This is a genomic window from Parcubacteria group bacterium, assembly GCA_041657845.1.
GTDB lineage: Bacteria > Patescibacteriota > Minisyncoccia > Moranbacterales > JAKLHP01 > JAKLHP01.
This window is the reverse complement of record JBBABD010000004.1, coordinates 24,834-42,596: the sequence shown is the minus strand read 5'-3', so window position 1 is coordinate 42,596 and position 17,763 is coordinate 24,834. Positions and strand designations below refer to the sequence as shown.

Below are 17,763 nucleotides of genomic sequence, written 5' to 3'. Positions count from 1 at the left end.
TTTTAATCCACCTTATTTCTTTTCATCTTCGCAATCACCAAGCGGATTTTTTCATAGCTAACATCTTCCGGAAGAATATTTTTTATCGGACCTACCCTTTCACTGCTTCCGACTTTTTTTATGGCCGATATTATTTTCTCTTCATCGCCGGCATCAATATGTTCTTCTATCCTAAATTTCCCGCCTCTTGAATACCAATCAATCAGATGCTCCGTAATAGTTCCCACCCCCAGACTTCTCATCTTAGCAATATCTATAATATCAAACCCCCTTTTATAAACATCAACTGTTGCTTGGACAGTCGCACTTAAAAAACTTCTGCTTCCTTCCATAAAAGATCTGCTTTTCTTGATATTTTCTTCGGACTTTTTCCAATTAAGGCAAACATCGCATCCTTGGCAATTTTCTCTGTGCTTTTTGTAGTCGGGATCATCAAAATATTTCAAAATCATTTTTCTCCGACAGCTCGGCTTTGTGGAATATTCGATCATTTTTTCTAAACGGTCGTATTTATTGTTGATAACTTTTTTTATTTCCTCCCATTTTTTCCCTTGCGCAAACATCTCGCTTTGGCTTTGGCGGATGAAGAATTTATGAGTATTGACGTCTTTTTTTCCGTGAAGCAGCATGCAATAGGCCATCTCTCCATCCCTTCCGGCTCTTCCCGCTTCCTGATAATACCCCTCCAAACTTCCCGGCATTCCAGAGTGAATCACAAATCTAATATCAGCCTTGTCCACTCCCATTCCAAAGGCCACTGTCGCCACAATCACTTTAAATTTATTTTCCATGAACTCATTCTGGATTTTCCCCCTCTTGTTTCCTTCCATTCCGGCATGATAAGCCGCTGCCTTGATCTTATTCTGGCACAAAAATTGGGCAATGAATTCAGCGTCTTTTCTAGTAAGAGCATAAACTATCCCCGAGCCTGAAATATTTTTGATGATTCTTAAAATTTCCGCGTATTTTTCCCCGGGCTTCAGATTGCTTTGCGCAAAAAATTTCAGATTAGGACGATCGAATCCGCGAATAAAAACTTCCGGATCTTCCAGTTCCAATCTTTTGATAATATCGTCTTTCACTTCCGGCGTAGCCGTGGCCGTAAAAGCTGCTACCACCGGACGCTTTTTCAGCAACTTGATATATTTTTTGATAGCCAAATAATCCGGACGGAAATCATGTCCCCATTCGGAAACGCAATGCGCCTCATCAACCGCAAACAAACCCACATTCAAGTTTGCAAAGAAATCCCTAAATTGATAACTAGAAAATCTTTCCGGGGCAATATATAAAATTTTTATCTTTCCCTCGAAAATATCCCTCATCCTCTCGTCAATTTCATTTGAATCCAAAGTGCTGTTAATGAAAGACGCTGTAATTCCTCGAGCATTGAGCGAGTCGACCTGATCTTTCATAAGCGCGATCAGTGGAGAAATAATAATGGATATCCCATCACTAATGACAGCTGGAAGTTGATAGCACAAAGATTTTCCTCCCCCGGTCGGCATCAAGGCAACCACATCCTTCCCTTCTAAAATTTTCTGCACGATTTCTTCCTGCCCCGGACGAAACTGCGAAAAATTAAAATATTTCTGAAGATTTTGTTTTAACATAACATTTAAAGCGGACGGTTCGTTGCCACAACGAGCCGTCCGCCTACTGAGTCCCTATCTATAAATAGCTTTCTGCTTCTTCCAATGTTTTTTGAAAATCAGCCAAGTGATCTTTGAAAAGCATAATCCTGTTAACCACGCTTGCGCCATCTTTCCCTTTATACGATTCGGCAATGGTGAGATAATTATTTCCGCTTTTAGCTTTCTTCACATCGAAGAAATAATTCTTGCTCCCGGCGCGAAGCATCTGGGAATGCACTTTTTCTTGCTTGTTAAATTCCATATTGTTTCTGTTTGCGCTTAGCGCCATTTGGATAAGTTGCTAGCTAAGTTATCCGAATGCCGTATTTTTAATTATTATTTTGAAAGCGCAACTCCTTACAGTGATATTATATCAGTGCTGTATTATCACTGTCAATATGTTCCCTGTGGATAACTTTCAAGGCTTATTTATAACCTTTGATTTCCTTGGCCATATTGGAAGCGAAATCAACCAGATTCATCATTTTTTTCGCCGCCAAAGAGCTGGGACGGATGGAAAGGAATTTTTCCGGATTTAATATTAAATACACTGCATTGATAGCGCTATTTTCTTCATACACAACCAGATTGTCCATGGGAATCTGAGAGCTCTTTTCCACTTTTCTATCCATCGCTTCATTTCCTTTCTTCTGGTTTTCAATTGAAAGATATTCAAGGTTTAGCATCACATATTCTTTTTCGTCGAAATAATAGGTGCAATTATTGATAGTGCTAATCTTTGGAAGTTCAACCCTGGTTATTTTTTTCCCAAGCGCATTTTCCACAAATTCTTTGGTAAATTGCCCGCAAATATCTTCGACGACATAATAACTCTTGTCCGGACGGCTTGACTCTCCGGGATATTCAACAAAACAATTTTTGAGGCGTTTTCCCGGATCGCCATAATTAGGAAGGCTGACTTTTTCTTCCTTACAAGATCCGGAAGAATCAGCTTTAGCTTCAACACTTTCCTTGGCAGTTTCTTTGATTTCCCTGCTATTATTTTCCCCGCAGCCAGCAATGATAAAAACAAAAGCAATCATAACCAGCGAGATAATAATTTTTTTCTTCATATTATTTTGATTAAATTTTATTAGATTTTTTAATCAACGCTAACTTTTGATTTTTTGTTAGTCTCTTGACCCGAGCTTCTTCCTTGGAAGCCAAGGATCGATTTTCGAATTTTTGCGAATAGGCCAGCTTGACCGGACGGCGGGCTACTGTATATTTTGCACCTAGCTTTGCGCCATTATGCTCAGCAATCCTCCGCTTCAAATCGGTGGTAATTCCAGTATACAAAGTTCCATCCGCGCATTTCAAGATATAGAGATAATACATATCGTTATTATACCACTAAAAAACATCTAATTTCCCCGCCTTTAAGATTCGTCATTTTATTTCGTAAAACATATCCTTTCTCTCCACAATCATCTTCCACCCATATTTTTTAGCCGCGCTGTAAAGCCTTTTGTTGGGATTAAAACAGATCGGGCTATCAACCATCTTGAACATCGGGATATCAGATTCCGTATCGCCAACGGCAATAGAACCAACAATGGTCAAATTCTCTTTTTCAATCGCCCTTTTAATAACCTTGGCCTTGTCGCCGATAATCTTCTCGTGTAAAATTTTTCCGGTAAATATTCCCTTTTCATTCACTTCATATATCCGGCCATACGCCTTGTTGAAACCAAGCTGTTTGCAAAAATTGCCAACGATTACCTCGGGTGAATTGGAAATGGCCAGCAAATAATAATTTTTCTTTTTGAGCTTCCCTATCAAATCTCGAGTGTATTGGTAGGTACGATCCTGCTTGATTGCTAGAACCTTTTGGGAGATCCTCAAAAAATCTTTATACTTAACCCCTTTAATATTGTTTTCAAACGCCTCGACTACTCCGCCAATATATTTTTCGTAAGAGCCTTTCCTGTCCAGCCAATTTTGGCGATGCTTGGCATAATACTTCCGAAGAGACGGCTTTAATGCGCCGGCATCAATTAACGCTTCGGTTATCTCAATAAGCAGACTGGACCGGAAAATCGTTCCATCGATGTCGAATATAGCAACTTTTTTCATGATTATTGTATGTATGTAATTAATTACTTATTTAAATAAGTAATCGTGAGTTGGAGGATTGTTGCAAAAGTGACCCAGAGAAGATACGGGAGCTGGATATAGGCGATCCATCTGGCATGCGGATAGATTGCCACCATCGCCCAAACAAGAGTGATCAGAACCAAAAGAATATCCAGCGCCGCCAGATAATTGTTCTTAAGGCCGAATTGGATAGGCGTAAAGATGAGATTAAAAATAATGTTTAGAACAAAAGGCAAAGCCACAATAAACGGAAGCTGTTTCGTCGCGGTCTTCCAAAATACCGTCCCAAATGAAATAGCAATCAAAACATACAGAAATGTCCAAACCGGCCCGAAGATCCAAGCAGGCGGAGACCAGGAAGGCTTTACCAACTGCTGATACCAATTGTAATTTTGCATATTTTTATGTAAGTAATTAATTACTTATTTTAGCGTAAACATGCTTATCAAAAAGCTTGTTTCCTTTTTTGACATCTTTCTTCAAAATTCCCTCCAGTTTATATCCGTTTTTTTCGAGAACTCGCATGGAAGGCGGATTAAAAGAATAAACTCCCGCATCGATCCTTCTGAGTTTTAATTTTTCGAATCCATAATCTGTGACTATTTTGACCGCTTCAGGCATGATTCCCTTTCCCCAATGTTTCCTAGCTAGCCAATATCCGATTTCACATTTATGATTTTTTACTATCTTGTGGATTCCGATGGAACCAACCACTTCACCGTCAATGACGATGGCAAACGAAGTTTCTTCAGGATTTTTCTTCTTTTGTTTTTTTAAATATTCCCCAATCCATTTTTTCGCGTCTTTTAGCTTGTACGGGTACGGAATGGTCGCCGTATTTCGGGCAATAATCTTATCGTTAATATTTTTGGCAATATCAAACTCATCGCCCTTCTGAACACTCCGCAATATAAATTTTTTGTTTTCCGCCAGTTTCATATTTACGTAATTAATTATATAGCTCCATTTCCACTGTTCCACTTCGAAGCCATTTTCCATCCAGATATATTTCCCGGTCATTGGGAATCAGTTTTGTCTTTTTGAAACCCATTTTTTCATAAAGCTCAATTGCTTTCTGATGATATTCACTGACATTCAAAAGTACTCGACTTAATCCTAGATTATTAAAAGCATACTCTAAAGTCAACCTTATTGCTTCCGCTCCAATTCCCCTACTCCAATAATTTTTATCTAAAATAATAATTCCAAATTCATATCCCCCGTTTTTATCTTTTTCAAGCGATGTATATCCAACAAACTCACCTTCCAAATCATAAATCCCAAAAACAATTTCTGACTCAATTTCATGGAAAAACTTTTTTGCTTCTTGATTTGTTTTGAGTTTAATTGCTTCTTTCGCAAAACACACAAACCCAATCACACTTAAATCCGTGTAACCTTTCAAGATCAAAGAATAATCTTCCTCTCGGAGCCCTTCTTGCAGATAAATTTTTGAGCCTTTTAAAATCATACCTGTTACGTAACATGTTACGTAATTACTTACTTATTCATTTTTTTCATTAACCTATTCATAAAGAAAACCATTAAAGTTAATCCGGCCGTTCCTGCGAAAATACCAAATTCAACATAAATCTTATATTTTTCTTGATCATTATCAATTTTATTTAAATATTTATTAATAGATGAGATGCTCAATAAAACAAGTATTGCAGAAATAATAAAAAAAGAGAAATCAAATATTAATTTTTTTAGTTTTAATAAATATTTTTTATTTTCCATATTTTGATATACGTAATTAATTACTTACCCATTTTTAAAAAATGCAACGAAGCGATTAAAAAAATACTTTTCCATTTTTTAATCTATTTTAATCTCTTGCTATTAAATTTTCCCAATTCCCTTCTGACTGTTTTCTCCATATCCTTATGAGAAATACTGCCGGCATTTTTCAAAATTTCCTTGTCATTCAGAATCAAAAATCCATCCAGTTTCTCGATCCAATTTTTCATATACATCACTCTTCTTTCCACGCTTTGTAGTTCCGCAAATGACAGAAACTGCTCTACTAGCAAATTTAATCTCTTGAGTTCCAATTCCGCCAGATAATTTTTGGCAATCTGTGCTTGCTCGCGCGTGATAATTTCTCCTTTCCAATTAGTAAGCCCAAGATTTTCTTTTTTACTATCTATTCTTTTGGCAATTATTTCCGATGCCGTGAGCCCGGTGATGGCAAAATGGAATTTATTCTGAACTGTGGAAAAAAATTCATGGGCATAATCAGCCTTCAGGTTATAATCCACGCTAGTCGCAAAAACATCTCGAACTTTTTGATAAAAATTCGCTTCAGAAGTTCTGATTTTTCTGATCCTTTCCTCCCACTCTTCGAAGTAGCTCCTTTTCACTCTTCCTTCAGCCAGCCTCTCGTCATCCATCACGAAACCTTTCACCATGTATTCTCTGAGCTTCTGCGTTGCCCAGATGCGGAATTGCGTGCCTCGCAAGGAATTTATCCTGTATCCTACCGAGATTATCATGTCTAAGTTATAAAACACCACTTCTCGATTTATGCTTCTTTTTCATTCTTTTTGAACTATTAAGGATTTCTTAATAGTTGGGAATTCCTCTAGTTCTCCATCTTTTAGCACGTTTCCAACATGCTGATTAATATTTGCTACCGTTGTTTGGAATAATTCTGCCATCTGCCTCTGGCTTAACCAAACAGTTTCGCCTTCAAGATTGACCTCAATCTCTGTCTTCCCGTCTTCGGTGCTATAAATTATTATTTTGTCATTGTTTTCTTCTTTTTTTTATTGAGCATAGACTCGGATTAATGATTACAGTGATATTATATCATCATAGTCACCTGCCGTCTACTCCAAGGCTGTGGATAAGATTGAGCCTATTTATTTTTTCTTAGATTTCAATAAGCTATTGGTCTGTTTGCCTAATTTCTTTGCCCTACTCATCACATCTAGCATCACATCTTCATTAAAATCATCATCTTTCTTGCCGACCTCATATGCTCCCTTGAGTGAGGACATCAATCTATCATTTACCAATTTCATTCTTTCTGCCATAACTTTCATGTTTATTTTCTGCTTCTTTACTATTTTCCAATCTTTAGAACTGCCACAATAAAAACATTTGGGTTTATGTAATTCCGTTATCGCAAAATCAAACCCGCACTTGTTGCAGAGATATGTGATCATAAATTTTGGAATTTTTTTGTTTATTTCTTTTTTCATGTTATTTATTGAAAGCTCTGTGGAGGATGGATTGTTCGAGAGCGATGAGATCAGACTGGGTGGATTTTTGATATTCCTCCAATTTCTTGATTTTTTCCAAGATTATATTTAAAATTCTAAATATTTCCAACCATTTTTAATCTTTTTATCGTCTCCATATTTAGAAATATTTTCTTTAACCATAATTGGAGTTTCGAAAGGTTTATATTCTTTATCTGAATTAATCCAAAAGTGTTGGCCAATTTTAATCACTAATCCGCCAAATAAAGAATTAATTTTTTTCCTTTTATTTTCCTCTACTAAATATTTTTGCAAAGCTTCAGCTTTTGTTTTATTGTCATCCTCATTGAATCCACTGGCCTTGGTGTCAAAGATTCCAATTTTCCTATCTTTAAACATAACCAGAAAATCCGGCTGAAAAGTTGATCCATTTCCATATTTAATTCCAAAGTTTAAAGCCATATGTTCGTTTCCATTTTGCCACCACCATAAAATTTTCCCTTTGTTCTTTTCTAAATAATCAATGAATTCTTGTTCAATATCGCTATCAAAGTTCAAATAGGCTTTTTTATCATTTGGAGATTTATAAACCGACAACTCTCCATCGTAAGCTTTATAGGTATTTGGATTATAATTCCTACTCTCCATTATTTCCCAATTATCGTTCCACTGCTCAACTTCTTCAATTTTTTTATTTTTTTCCTCTTCTTTTATCGGTTTATATTCAGATACTGCTTCATCGAATAACTTTCCAAAAGTTTCATAGTTGTTTAAGGCTATATTTTGAATATAGATTATTCCATTTCCAAAAAGATTTATTCCCAAATATTTTTTAAACCATCTATACAAAGAATTTTTTACAATTGGGATAGATCTTTTGGGAGCAAAACCATTTAAATTTATTTTTATTAAATTCTCAAAGGCTCTCCCTTTGTCATCTTCTGACAAATAAGCTTGAAAATTATTATCTGATTTAATCTTCTCTTGATCAAGATGATCAAATAGCTCTAGACCCAATCTTTTATTCAAAATGATTTCATCTTTTCCGTCTAAATTTTTGATATCTATTTTTTTCTCTACTAGTTTCTTGTTCTTGTCAGCAAAACCAAATTCAAATTTTCCTTTTTTTATTTCAAAAAAATTACACAAAACATCCTCCAATGCACCATAAAAACTAGAAGTAACATCACCAAAGTCAATTCTGCTCCTGTAATAAGATTTCAACTTCAAGGGTTCGTAGATTTTTTCTCTTTTAACAAAAACTGATTTAATAATGTTTGGATTATAATCTTCTTTCTTAACCTCTAAACTTTTTACATTAGTAAAAACGTAAGCTCTATTCAGATTATCATTTTTATAGTGTTTCGCTTCGGGCATACGTAAAATTCTTCCTACTGTCTGAATTTCAAAAACTAAACTTTTAATTTCTCTAAACCTAACCAATATTTGAGCTCTGGGACAATCCCACCCCGTATCAATTGCTTGTTTGAATATCAAGAAATCTACGTCGCTATTGTTTGGAGTGACAAATTCTTTTTCTTGATTTATTTTTTCTTCACTGAGCCAAACTGCAAGTTTGTGATTATCGTAAGTTACGCCCTTGCTAGCCAAAAAACTTTCCGCAAATTCTTTTTTGTCAATTCCAGCTTCACTATCTGGAATTTGCACCAAAACAAGAGGATTAATATTAATCCCTTCTTTTTCATATTGTTTTTTAATTTCCAATCTCTTTTGGAAAGCAGCCTCCATTATCAGTTCTTGCGAAGTGACCTCATCATCATCAATTTTGTCGACATTCTCATTGATAATAATCTCTTTTTTTATCATGCCCTCTTCTATAACATCATTAGATTCCACTGTGACTTTTTCATTATACTCACCTTCTCTCAGAATTGGAGTAGCACTCATTTCAATCGTTAGATCTGGATTAATTATCTCATTTCGAAGCTCAAAGGCTCTTTCAGCTTTATCTCTTGAATGACTTTCATCAATAATCAAAATTATTTTCATTCCAGCTTCTTTCGTTTTCTGTACCAATTCTCTAAAATTTATTGTCTCCTTATCTTTCATTAAAACATTCTTCCATTCTCCGGTTTTGCTGTCTTTATTGCTCAATTTTTCCCAATTTCCAACAACAGCTTCGTTTTTGTCTATTGTTCTCCTTGAACCAAAAAACTCCTCTTCCAAAAGATAAACATCCGGGAATCCTCGAAAATCTTTTTTTAAAGCTTCGTAGCTTTGTTTATGCAAACTTCCTTTTCCCGGACTTAGCCATAAAAAACAAAAATCTTCTTCTTTCATTTCGGAGATTAACTGCTCGACATATTGAGACATCATAAAAGTTTTTCCGCTTCCGGTCGGAGCCTGAAAAACAATCGTTCTTTTGTCCAATTTCTTCCCAAGAAGCAACTTTGATTTTAGAATCAGCTCATCAACTGCATTTTCTTGATATCTTTTTAATTGTTTGGTTGCCATATTATTGAATATTAAATTGATCTATTAATTTTTGAATATGTTTATGGAAGTTTTCGACATTTTTCAAATCATATTCTGAATATTCTCCGTGCGAAGCATGATTTCCAATCGCTAAATATGTTTTATTTTCTTCCCACTGAACTTTGGAAAAAATATTTTCACTTTTTAATTTGTCGTTCAAAATAGAGGCTTTTTCCTCCTTGGAATTTTCTTTTATAATATTTAATCCATTATTTTGCGATATTTTTTGAATTACCTTTTCCAATACAATTCTTAGAATTCTTGCTCCATCATCCTTATCTTCTTCATCAAAAATTTTGTTTTTGGCTTTTTCGAAATCGGGAAAAATGGCGTCTGATTTAACAGGAATATTCATTTTTGCTAATTGCTTGTAAATATCCAATATTTTCTGTGGTATTTCTTCTATTTCAAAATCATTAATATTTGAAAATAGACTGCTATCAACTGTGCCATCCATTGAAAACATATAAACTACTTTTTTGCCTTTTAGTTTTTTTATTTCTTTGAGGAATTCATCAAAACTGTCATCGAGAAAATTATAGTAAACGCACAAAAATTTATCTTTCTTATTGGAAGAAAAGATCTTGTAATCTTCTTTTTCTATCTCTGGGTTAAAAATATTCTCTTTCACGCAAAGCATTTCCGTACATTTCTGCGTCAAATTAACCCTGACTTGATCTTTATTTTTCGTTTTCTTGACAAAATCCGTTCTGAAATACTGCAAATTTTCACCTAGTCCTTCCACTTTTTCATCTTTTGCATTTTTATAACCATTGATAACTCTTTCAAGTCTTGGATAAGTTACTCGCCTACAAATGCCGTATTCTTTAATTTCTTTTTCACTCATTCCTTTTTCTTTTAGTTCATCTGCTAATCCATTCAGTTCATTATTAGTACAAAGAATGAATTTCCTGTTTCCGCCATCTTCTTTATTAAGATCTAAAACCGCATGCCCAGTTGTTCCAGAACCAGCCATAAAATCGAGAACAATGCCTTCCTTGCTTTCGGTCATTTCGATTATTTTTTTAATAAGAAAAGTTGGCTTTGGATAATTAAACGCATCTTCTCCTAAAATATTTTTTATTTCATTCCTTCCATTTTGATAGTTTAATTCTTTGTCTAGCCAAATCGTTTTTGGTTTAGAAACTGACTCATTACCTATTTCATCTAAAAGATAATCCTTTCTGAATATATCATAGAAAACATCTAATCCTTTTCTATTAACTTTCTTGCCAATCAATAAGTTTATATTGGCTTCTAATTTTTCTCTAGACCAAGTCCATCTTCCTTCTTCTCCAGTAGGCCTTTTAGGTAAAGTTTCAATAAAATAATCCTCTGTTTTTATTAAACTTATAGAATTATCTTTCGGATTAATATAAATAGGGTAAAACATTTTTGGTCTTTGCTCTCGTTTCCACTCTCCACCTCTTTGCCTTAAACCTAATAATCTATATTTTCTTCCACTATCATCTACATTTGAATATTCCGATATGTTTTCTTCTGTTTTATTAAAACCTTTAATAAAAAGATTTCTTTCCAATTTCGCATATACAAGAACATACTCATGAACTTCTGCGATATGTTTGCTGGATTGAGAACCTCTGGGATTACTTTGTATCACCATCTTAGAAATAAAATTTTCTTCTCCAAAAATTTTATCACACAGAAGTTTCAGTTGACTTGCTTCATTATCATCAATCGAAATAAAAATAACTCCGGTTTCTTTCAACAAATCTTTAGCCAAATTTAAACGCTTTTCCATGAAATTTAGCCATTTACTATGTCTATATCCGTCTTCACGATCAACATATCTATCATTATAAATAAAATCCTTGTTTCCAGTATTGTATGGCGGATCAATGTAAATTACATCAATTTTTTCTTTATGAGTATAATTTAAAACCGTCAAAGCGTGATAATTGTCACCTTCAATCAAAATGTTATCTTCCCCGTCGCAAGTCCTTATTTCTTTCCCCTTAACTCTTTTCAAAACCGGTAAATTATTTTCGCAATCCAAAACCACCTGCTCCGGTTCTCTTTCACTATCCCAAACCAGCCCATATTTCTTGGACTTCAACTCCTCCTCCTGTTTTTCAACAAGCTTCAAAAGCTCTTCTTTGGATAATTTTTCGTATTTATTCATCTTTATTGAAACATTTATATGTAAAACCAAAATCTCTGATACATTTTTTCATTGATTCAATTTTTTTATCAATATCCTCAACATCACTACTTTTTTCTTTTGCCTTTTCAAAATCATTGATTTTGTTTTCTAAATTATTTTTTGTGTATTCAAAAACCTCTTTTTTTATTTGTTCTTTTTGATCGCCAAACTCCTCAATTTTTGTCTTAGAAAATAAATAAATTCCACCCAAGATTAAGCATGACTCAATAAAAATAAAGAAAATACGAGATTTATTATTTTTAAAACAAATCCATATGTCATCCAAAAAGTTTCTCTTATTTGGTTTAAAATTTAAACCATTCCTTATTGAACGTGCCTTTAATATAAAAAAATCAAGAGAAGAAACTAAAAATGTAATTGAGCCTAGTAATATGAGAGTTAGACCTGAAATAGCAAAAGGATTCCTGTATGATTTAAAAACCTGAAAATCAATCGAGATAAAAGTAAACAATGCTACAAAAATTCCAAGTGTTTCAATTATAGTTAACTTTTGATTTTCAATCTTATCATCCTGCTTTTGAAATTTCTTTTCATAATAATCAAAAAGCGCATCCAAATTTGGCGATCCGCCAACTCCACCCCCAGGAGGAGAATAGACTACGGTACTTTTAGTATCAACTTCGTTAGGTGTTTCCTTTTCCATTTTGTCAATCATTTTATTTTGAAACAATTTCAATGGTTATTTCATCCTTGGGATTGCCATCCACTAACACCCTGATTGAATATTTTCCTTGTTTCGAAAAAACAAAACCCGCAAAGCTAGATAGAAAATTTGTCGAACCACCGTTTTCTTTGATCTCGACATTATCATTCTTAACACTAGCTGCTATTTCCCCGTCAGGAGAAATTATTTGAATCTCTTCCGAATAAACACCTTCATCGCCAGTCAAACCAACAACAATAAAAAAAATAGGATAAACCGCAGGCAGACGATTAAACCTTATTTGATTAAAAATTCCAATGACACTTAGTTTGCCTTCACGAGATATAGAAGCATTCTCACAAACATGTAAAAAATTTAATTTAACATTTTCCATAAATTTATTTTTAATTTTTATAGCTTACCCTCAGCAATAGCTCTTAATTTATCCACAGCTGGAGTGTTGTATATAAATTCAAATTCAGACGAAACTTTCCTAAGAATAATTTCTGATACAAACTTCATTTCTATTTGAATTTCTTCCTGTTGCTGAATTATCTGTGATGAGCGTTCTTCTCCTTTTGAAATTGGTTTTGCTAAAACCTGATCATTCTTTTTATCCGAAATTTTCTGAATCACAATATCAAGATATTCCGCAGAAGAATAAAATTTACTAATAGTATCTAATTCCGTTTCGGCGAGATCATTTATAAACAAATGTATATTTTTGTGCCAACTGTTTGTAGGAAGATTTCTTATAGACAAGGGATATACATGGTCTCTTTCTCTCGCCTTTTTTATTTGACCTTCGGCAAATCTAATTTCTTGCACGATTAACATTGCTGCATCTGCTTTATATTCCTTTTTCTGCTCTTTATAAATATAATATGCAACATAACCAGCAGATAAAGTTATTAATGCTATAAAAAAATTTGAATTTAAAAATTTTATTAAAAATGGTTCCCAATTAAATTTGCCAATCAAATAACTTAAAACCAAAATTAAAATTATCCCTCCAGCAATAACTTTTCTATTGAGCCAACTGTATTTCATACTTTATTTCCAACCTTGCCCAATCACTCTCCAAACAATCTGCATCTGCGGAATATTGATCATCCCTTGCGGAGTTTGCTGAGCAATGGTTTGTTGCATTCTTTTAAATTCCATATTAATTCCAAAATGATTGCTGATTTCCTCGCTTTCAACATAAGCAATCTTATATTCCTTCCTACTTTCCTGATTTCCCTCTCCAATTTCCATTTCCGGATTCCAGATTGTTGTCATATTCATTTCACTATTGTACTCTTCATAAATTTCCGTCATCAAATCTGAAAGTTCTTTATCAGCAAAAACAACCGATTTTATGCCAAGATCTTCCTTGGCTTCTTTTCGTCCAATGTAGTATTGATGCGAATAAAGTTTTTCCGTCAAAAATTCAATCACTTTTTCAATTTCATCTTCTTTCATCGGTTCCTTTTGACTTTTGAGCAATCTTTTAGCCAAAATCTTAATCAAATTGTGCGTTCGATTAACATTCCCCAATGCCAAAGGATGAATTGACGGAGTGCTTTCCACAAATTTATTGAATATTTTCGTCAGTTCTTCATCGCTTTTTATTCCAAACTTATTTTTTGCCAAATCAAAATAACTCATTACCTCTTCTACAGAAATCGGAATTTTGTTTTGCGGATTTTGCGGATCTTGAGGGTTAAAAACATTAGCCGTTGAAGGATCAATCGGCGAAAGCTCGCTCATATCGCTCATTACTATTTCATCCGCTCCCAAAGAAATCATTGTCGCAGCGCTATGTGCCTTATATGGAATAATCACTGAAAAATGATCGCAATATTCGCGAATCAAAGAAACCAAACGCCAAGGAACAAGAGTATCGCCTCCAGAACTATACAGAACCAAATCAATTTTTTCCTGTTTTCCAATTTTTCGAAGCTGACTGCTAATAATCGGTATAATATCCATCGCCACCCGAGCATTAACCGGTCCTTGCCTGTCGCTAGTTATGTAAGTTATAACCTTTGATTTTCTTTTTTCCTCAATTTTTTTTATAATTTCTTGTGTTTTCATAAACTTAAATTTAATGATAATTATTTCACAGTGATATTATAACACTTAATTTCATCCTTTACAACGTTCCTTTGTGGATAACTTTATTTCTTATAAACTGTAAAAAATGGTAACTTATCTAGCTCGATATAATTAAACATCCCATTTTCCTTATTTTTCGCCATAAGTTTAGACTAATTTTTCTTCTTTTAAGCTAATAAAACTATTTTTTGTCACAATAATATGATCGACGATTTCTATCCCCAATATCTTCCCCGCTTCCTTGAGGCGCATGGTTATTTCCAGATCATCTTCAGATGGCTCAGGATTATTCGAAGGATGATTATGAGCCACAATGATTTGCGCTGCTAAATTTTTCACTGCCGGCTCAAAAACTTCCCGCGGATGAATCAAGCTAGCATTCAGCGTTCCGATAGAAATTGTTTCTTTGTGGATCAATTGATTTCTGGCGTTGAGAAATAAAGCGATAAAATGTTCTTTCTTAGCTGTTCTTAATTCCTGAAGCTGTGCGACTGCATCTTTAGCTGAATTGATAGTTGGTAAATTATTATCCTCGACTTCCAAAGCTCTTTTGGTTAATTCAAAAGCCGCCAGCAATAAACACGCCTTACTCTGACCGATGCCTTTAATTTTTGATAAATTTTCAAAATCAAGTGACAACAATTTCTTAGTAGGAAATTTTTGCAATATTTCTCTGGAAACATTCATGACATCCTTACCCTCAATCCCTGTTCTGAGTAAAATTGCCATAAGTTCACTATCCCGAAGATTTTTCACTCCTTTTTCAATCAGTTTTTCCCTTGGCATTTCATGTTTTGGAAGGTCTTTTATTTTTGCCATTTTTTATTTTTTAGAATAATAATCTTTAATCATTAAGCCACCTTTTACTTTCTTGACTACAACTTTCTGCCTTTCCCGCCAGCCGAGATCGCGGACAAGTTCTATCGGCAAGGTGAGGCCGATGCTTCGTTTCCCGATCCGGGTTAATTTGCGTATTTCCTTATCTTTTTCCATAGTTTTGTTTTGCTACTTACCTTGTTACGTAACAATTTAATTACTCTTCAATTTTACCCCCATCCCCCCTATTATTCAAGCCACGAAAAAACCCCGATAAGTATCGGGGTTTTCATAATTTCCTGGTTATTTAAGCAGGATCAAGATTAGCCCGACCATACGCTCTTTATCTTTTGGTCTACTTTCCGCCACCAAAAGAGTCAGGGCTGTCAAAGCTTCCGGAGTTAATCGGCGAGTATCTAAAATTTTGGCCTTGCGCAAAAACCAAACGAAAGCAAATGCTCCGCTTCGCTTGTTTCCATCGACAAAAGGATGGTCTTTGACCATAAAATACAAAAGATGTGCCGCCTTTTCTTCCAAAGTCGGATATAAATCTTTTCCGCCGAAGGCCTGGAAAACATTTCCCACAATTCCGGCTGCATCGCCTTTTGTCCTTTCAGTCCCAAATAATTCACTTGCCTCTTTTTGGGAAATCAATTCTTCCCTAAATTTTAATAATATTTCAGAGATATTGTCTGCAGTTATTCTGACTTGCTTTTTTGTCGCGCCAATCTTCGGTAAAGTTTCTTTATCATAGGCATCCAGTGAAAGCCAGGTTGAAGCGAATATCTTCATAAGTTCCAGGGCATCCTCCGCTCTGACTTTTCCGCCAGAAGGCAAAAGCTTTTTGACGTCTTCGACGGCTTTGAGAAAAGCTTCATAATTTTTGGCCAATTGTTTTTTGTTCAACGTATAGCCTTCCAAGATGTGCTGGCGCAGGGTTTTGGTCGCCCATTTTCTGAATTCCGTCGCCTTCTTAGAATTCACCCGATATCCGACGGAAAGAATCATGTCTAAATTATAAAATTCGATTTCTCGTTTTATTTCCCTATTGCCTTCTTTTCGAACTGTTGCAATTTTTGCAACAGTTGATTTTTTTGCTAATTCTCCATTACTAAAAATATTCTTTATATGCCTAGAAATACCGGATTTATCAGCTTCAAAAAGATCCGCAATTTGTTGCAAATTGGCCCAGATCGTTTCACGTTTAAAATCGCCCTTGAGTTCGATGGCACCTGATTTTCCTTGGTAGATAATAACTTCTTTTTCCATTTTTTTATTTTAGGTTGTTATAATGATACTATATCACTATTTTAATCATTTGTCTATCGCCAGCTGTGCATAACCCCATTTATTATTTGCTACAAAAAACAGACCTTGAGCCCGTTTTTAAAATATTGAAAAGCAAGCAATCAAATTATTTACAAATACTTCACGAATTTATTTTTCTTATCCACTAAGATTTTTTTAACCTTGAGAGGCTTGCCGGTAAGTTCGAAGCCCATAATGATGACTTCTTCCCCTTTTTTGATGAGGTGCGCTGTGGCACCGTTCATGCAGATGATTCCCGACTTCTTTTTGCCGGAAATTATATACGTTTCCAGCCACGCTCCGCTGGTATTACTCACGATCAACACTTTCTCGCCCGGCCAAAGTCCGGATTTTTCCACCAGATCGCCATCAATGGTAACACTGCCTATATAGCCCAGATTGGCTTCGGTAACATTGGCTTTATGAATTTTCGAACGTAAGACAAATCGCATAATTTTGTTATTATTTAAATTATCCTGTGACAATCTGCCTGTACTTCAATTCTATTCTTATTTCCGCCTTATTTCAAGAAAAAGAAAAAGGAGGAAATCCGCGCTACGAATCTCCTACCTTCTTTTTTGCCGTATTTTTTATTATTCCAGTTCTAATACCAGCTCTTGTCTGCTTTTCCTTTTGGTTTCCATTCCAGAATCTTGTCGGTTTCAAGTTCTATTTTGTCGGCTCGGCGAAAATTTCTGATCTGTTTTTGGTTCACAATCGGATAATGCCTTATCTCGTCCAAAGTTTCGGGAACATAGTCAATTTCTTCTTTAGTTGTCATCCAGCCCAATTTATCAAATCTCTTAAGGCTAAGAGGGACCGAATAACTGCGCAAATTCTTTCTCCCTTTTCGATCATAATATTCATGAAAAAAACTCATCGCCAACTCTCGGATGGAATTGTAGACTGGTTCCCGATAGCGAAGAACCACGTGGTTAGTTTTGGAAATAGCGCCCCATTTACCATATTGCTGGAAAACCGCTATCACATGGTCAAAATCATATTTATTATCCGCCTTGAGATCCACAAGAAGCGGAGGATAGCCATTGAGGCGTAGAGCCAAAGCTGCCAGCGTCGCTCCCTCCACGCAGTGGCAGATTCCTTTTTCCAAAACTGTCATTGGAGACAAACTGGTGTCCTTGCCGTCTTCCTCAAAATTCATCGGCATCTTATTCAAAAAATCCTGAATCTTCTTGGGAGTATTCAATTTTTTCAAAATTTTTAGTTCCTTTTTTTCTATTCCAAACATTTACTCTATTATTACTTACAAGACTTACG

22 protein-coding genes are annotated in these 17,763 nt (G+C 34.9%); all 22 read right to left on the bottom strand.

What is annotated here, in order from left to right:
- Positions 1-2: 2 nt before the first annotated feature.
- On the bottom strand, positions 3-1,613 hold the full coding sequence (locus tag WC906_01380) for a RecQ family ATP-dependent DNA helicase (GenBank protein MFA5777073.1): 1,611 nt from the start codon (positions 1,611-1,613) through the stop codon (positions 3-5).
- Positions 1,614-1,671: 58 nt separating this feature from the next.
- Positions 1,672-1,923 carry a DUF3276 family protein gene (locus tag WC906_01375; protein MFA5777072.1) on the bottom strand — a complete coding sequence of 84 codons (252 nt, stop codon included), beginning with the start codon at positions 1,921-1,923 and terminating at the stop codon, positions 1,672-1,674.
- 136 nt (positions 1,924-2,059) lie between these two features.
- Positions 2,060-2,707, bottom strand: coding sequence for a hypothetical protein (locus WC906_01370; protein MFA5777071.1), 648 nt, complete (start codon positions 2,705-2,707; stop codon positions 2,060-2,062).
- 10 nt (positions 2,708-2,717) lie between these two features.
- Positions 2,718-2,972, bottom strand: a complete 255-nt coding sequence (locus WC906_01365; protein MFA5777070.1) for a GIY-YIG nuclease family protein — start codon at positions 2,970-2,972, stop codon at positions 2,718-2,720.
- Positions 2,973-3,023: 51 nt separating this feature from the next.
- A complete protein-coding gene (locus WC906_01360) occupies positions 3,024-3,710 on the bottom strand; it encodes an HAD family phosphatase (GenBank protein ID MFA5777069.1) in 687 nt (228 codons plus the stop codon).
- A 23-nt stretch (positions 3,711-3,733) separates the two neighbouring features.
- The gene (locus WC906_01355; GenBank protein MFA5777068.1) at positions 3,734-4,129 is read right to left on the bottom strand and encodes a TspO/MBR family protein; all 396 of its coding nucleotides are present in this window, start codon (positions 4,127-4,129) and stop codon (positions 3,734-3,736) included.
- Between the two features lie 16 nt (positions 4,130-4,145).
- Positions 4,146-4,751 carry a GNAT family protein gene (locus WC906_01350; GenBank protein MFA5777067.1) on the bottom strand — a complete coding sequence of 202 codons (606 nt, stop codon included), beginning with the start codon at positions 4,749-4,751 and terminating at the stop codon, positions 4,146-4,148.
- The gene (locus tag WC906_01345; protein MFA5777066.1) at positions 4,681-5,202 is read right to left on the bottom strand and encodes a GNAT family protein; all 522 of its coding nucleotides are present in this window, start codon (positions 5,200-5,202) and stop codon (positions 4,681-4,683) included. The genes WC906_01350 and WC906_01345 overlap by 71 nt, the downstream gene beginning before the upstream one ends.
- Before the next feature lie 29 nt (positions 5,203-5,231).
- Positions 5,232-5,471: a hypothetical protein gene (locus WC906_01340; protein MFA5777065.1), complete on the bottom strand. Its 240-nt coding sequence runs from the start codon at positions 5,469-5,471 to the stop codon at positions 5,232-5,234.
- Between the two features lie 83 nt (positions 5,472-5,554).
- A complete protein-coding gene (rhuM, locus tag WC906_01335) occupies positions 5,555-6,259 on the bottom strand; it encodes a RhuM family protein (GenBank protein MFA5777064.1) in 705 nt (234 codons plus the stop codon).
- Positions 6,260-6,595: 336 nt separating this feature from the next.
- The gene (locus tag WC906_01330) at positions 6,596-6,937 is read right to left on the bottom strand and encodes a hypothetical protein (protein ID MFA5777063.1); all 342 of its coding nucleotides are present in this window, start codon (positions 6,935-6,937) and stop codon (positions 6,596-6,598) included.
- Between the two features lie 108 nt (positions 6,938-7,045).
- A complete protein-coding gene (locus WC906_01325; protein ID MFA5777062.1) occupies positions 7,046-9,412 on the bottom strand; it encodes a DEAD/DEAH box helicase family protein in 2,367 nt (788 codons plus the stop codon).
- 1 nt (position 9,413) lies between these two features.
- Complete coding sequence (locus WC906_01320) at positions 9,414-11,576, bottom strand: site-specific DNA-methyltransferase (protein ID MFA5777061.1); 2,163 nt, start codon at positions 11,574-11,576, stop codon at positions 9,414-9,416.
- The gene (locus WC906_01315; protein MFA5777060.1) at positions 11,569-12,273 is read right to left on the bottom strand and encodes a hypothetical protein; all 705 of its coding nucleotides are present in this window, start codon (positions 12,271-12,273) and stop codon (positions 11,569-11,571) included. The genes WC906_01320 and WC906_01315 overlap by 8 nt, the downstream gene beginning before the upstream one ends.
- Position 12,274: 1 nt before the next feature.
- A complete protein-coding gene (locus WC906_01310; GenBank protein MFA5777059.1) occupies positions 12,275-12,655 on the bottom strand; it encodes a hypothetical protein in 381 nt (126 codons plus the stop codon).
- A gap of 17 nt (positions 12,656-12,672) precedes the next feature.
- Positions 12,673-13,311 carry a hypothetical protein gene (locus WC906_01305; GenBank protein MFA5777058.1) on the bottom strand — a complete coding sequence of 213 codons (639 nt, stop codon included), beginning with the start codon at positions 13,309-13,311 and terminating at the stop codon, positions 12,673-12,675.
- Between the two features lie 3 nt (positions 13,312-13,314).
- Positions 13,315-14,340 carry a hypothetical protein gene (locus WC906_01300; protein ID MFA5777057.1) on the bottom strand — a complete coding sequence of 342 codons (1,026 nt, stop codon included), beginning with the start codon at positions 14,338-14,340 and terminating at the stop codon, positions 13,315-13,317.
- Positions 14,341-14,508: 168 nt separating this feature from the next.
- Positions 14,509-15,180 (bottom strand): DNA repair protein RadC, encoded by a 672-nt coding sequence (radC, locus tag WC906_01295; GenBank protein MFA5777056.1) that lies wholly within the window; start codon positions 15,178-15,180, stop codon positions 14,509-14,511.
- A gap of 3 nt (positions 15,181-15,183) precedes the next feature.
- The gene (locus WC906_01290) at positions 15,184-15,354 is read right to left on the bottom strand and encodes a hypothetical protein (protein MFA5777055.1); all 171 of its coding nucleotides are present in this window, start codon (positions 15,352-15,354) and stop codon (positions 15,184-15,186) included.
- Positions 15,355-15,480: 126 nt separating this feature from the next.
- Positions 15,481-16,446 carry a virulence protein RhuM/Fic/DOC family protein gene (locus tag WC906_01285; protein ID MFA5777054.1) on the bottom strand — a complete coding sequence of 322 codons (966 nt, stop codon included), beginning with the start codon at positions 16,444-16,446 and terminating at the stop codon, positions 15,481-15,483.
- Between the two features lie 149 nt (positions 16,447-16,595).
- The gene (panD, locus tag WC906_01280) at positions 16,596-16,937 is read right to left on the bottom strand and encodes an aspartate 1-decarboxylase (GenBank protein MFA5777053.1); all 342 of its coding nucleotides are present in this window, start codon (positions 16,935-16,937) and stop codon (positions 16,596-16,598) included.
- Positions 16,938-17,089: 152 nt separating this feature from the next.
- Positions 17,090-17,734 (bottom strand): hypothetical protein, encoded by a 645-nt coding sequence (locus tag WC906_01275; GenBank protein ID MFA5777052.1) that lies wholly within the window; start codon positions 17,732-17,734, stop codon positions 17,090-17,092.
- Positions 17,735-17,763 lie beyond the last annotated feature (29 nt).